Source organism: Methylobacter svalbardensis, assembly GCF_037671525.1.
GTDB classification, from domain to species: domain Bacteria; phylum Pseudomonadota; class Gammaproteobacteria; order Methylococcales; family Methylomonadaceae; genus Methylobacter_A; species Methylobacter_A svalbardensis.
On record NZ_JAWPOH010000158.1, the window covers coordinates 1 to 1,736 of the forward strand.

Annotated in this window: 2 protein-coding genes; both read right to left on the reverse strand. The window is 40.6% G+C overall.

What is annotated here, in order from left to right; genetic code table 11:
• Positions 1-614: 614 nt before the first annotated feature.
• Positions 615-746, reverse strand: a complete 132-nt coding sequence (locus RW114_RS20515) for a hypothetical protein (protein ID WP_340124584.1) — start codon at positions 744-746, stop codon at positions 615-617.
• 563 nt (positions 747-1,309) lie between these two features.
• On the reverse strand, positions 1,310-1,501 hold the full coding sequence (locus RW114_RS20520; protein ID WP_340124585.1) for a hypothetical protein: 192 nt from the start codon (positions 1,499-1,501) through the stop codon (positions 1,310-1,312).
• Between the last annotated feature and the right edge of the window lie 235 nt (positions 1,502-1,736).

The following is a 1,736-nucleotide window of genomic DNA, read 5'->3' on the forward strand; positions in this document are numbered from 1 at the left end:
CGTCCTGGTCACTCGATCGCTACCCAACAAGGGGTAGCTCACATGCTCTCCAATGACTCGACGCGATGTCGGAAAGCCTGTATTTTCACTACGCAAAAAGACGCTTCGTGAAAACACATGCACTATCGCTTCTGGGGACTACTCGACTCCTGTCTCGCAGCGGAGGAGTCCATAGATGCGGTGAACCTCATCAATCGTGCGGTTCGTTCCTCGACACACCGCTACGCTACTCCCTGCGCAACGGCCGTCACCATTGCCCTACCCGAATCCGACAAGGCAGGACTAAAAATTCGGCAATCATTGCCGTTATTTTCAGTACCCTGCCACATTAAAAATATTAATTTACCACTGAATACCCACCGATTATTCTGTTGTTTTTACGCAAAAATACCGGCAATCCAAATTCACCTATTTGTTTATTTATACATGAGATCAGTAGCAAGTACCCAGCGCATAAACTCGTCAAAAAACAACTTGTTGTGGACTAGCCACTGGTTATTTAAAGCACCTAAAAACCGGAACTGGCTCTCATTTAATTGGTAATTAAATTTCTTGTTTTACTTATTTAACGGGAGGAACATCACACTCAATTCAAACAAATATTGAGTGACTAATCATGAAAATTTTAAACATACTGGTTTTACTAGCCTCTCTTTTTGCGATAGCTGGTGCTGCTTTTTTCCGGCTTTTGCTTTTACTGGCAAACGCACTGTTTGCGCAGCTGGTTCATAATCGGCATCGTTCATGGCTTGGTTAGGAAAATGGTAGGCAGTGCGCACTGCATGACTGCTTTGGCGCATCCGATATCCGTATTACTGTTAATAAGCGTGGAAAACTTGCAAGTTTTACAATAAAGGAGCGTCAAATTTTGCCAGTTGTTGGGTGCTGATGCGTAATAATGTCTATTGTTGATCCCTTTTCCAGCTTATAACTTGTTTTTATGACCATGAAGGACATGAAAATAATGAAGGAAAGAGAATTGGGTGAATAAGAATTCCCAATTTACTTTACTGTAAAGCTATTAACAATACCTTCGCCAAAATAAAAAGCAGGTCTTTTTTCACCCACCTTAAAAGTGTAACTAATTGATTTTTATAAATACAAAAAATATGTTTTTTGAAAAAACTAAACTGGCAAAAGATATTGATTAAAGCAAGGACTAAAAGTTTTGTTTTATAAATTCATCTCTATAGAAAACGCAGAAAATAAATGCAACAAATTCTTCAAGCACTTCATGCTCTTCATGGTAAAAACAAATGACATTCCCTGAAATCAACACCCTTGTTGTTAATCACCATCTTATTGTTTTTTAACAGATACACTGTTTTTCTTGACTGGAAAAACCGGCGCCAATAATGGTGAATTTTGGACGCTTTTTTACACCAGCATCAATGTTCACCGTATAAAAGGCTCCGATCAGGTAAGTTCCTCCATAGCTATCGCGCGGGTGATAAACGTCTAGTCCCAGCCAACGGGCTGATACCCGCGCTCCTGGAGACATCTATTTACTCGATGTTCAAGTTTTTAAGCTTAGAAATACAGCCGGAAAACGGGTAAGCTAATCAGTGTAAACTGCCACGTATTTCAACACCATGTTGATGTACGAGCCGGCACACTTTATAAAATCGTTTGTCACTGATTTAGATGCAGCCCTGGGAAAGCTAAAGTCCAATGCCAGGCTGACGCACCTACAAAAGACTTGGCTAGGATTTTGTTTAACGGGGATGTTACTGACC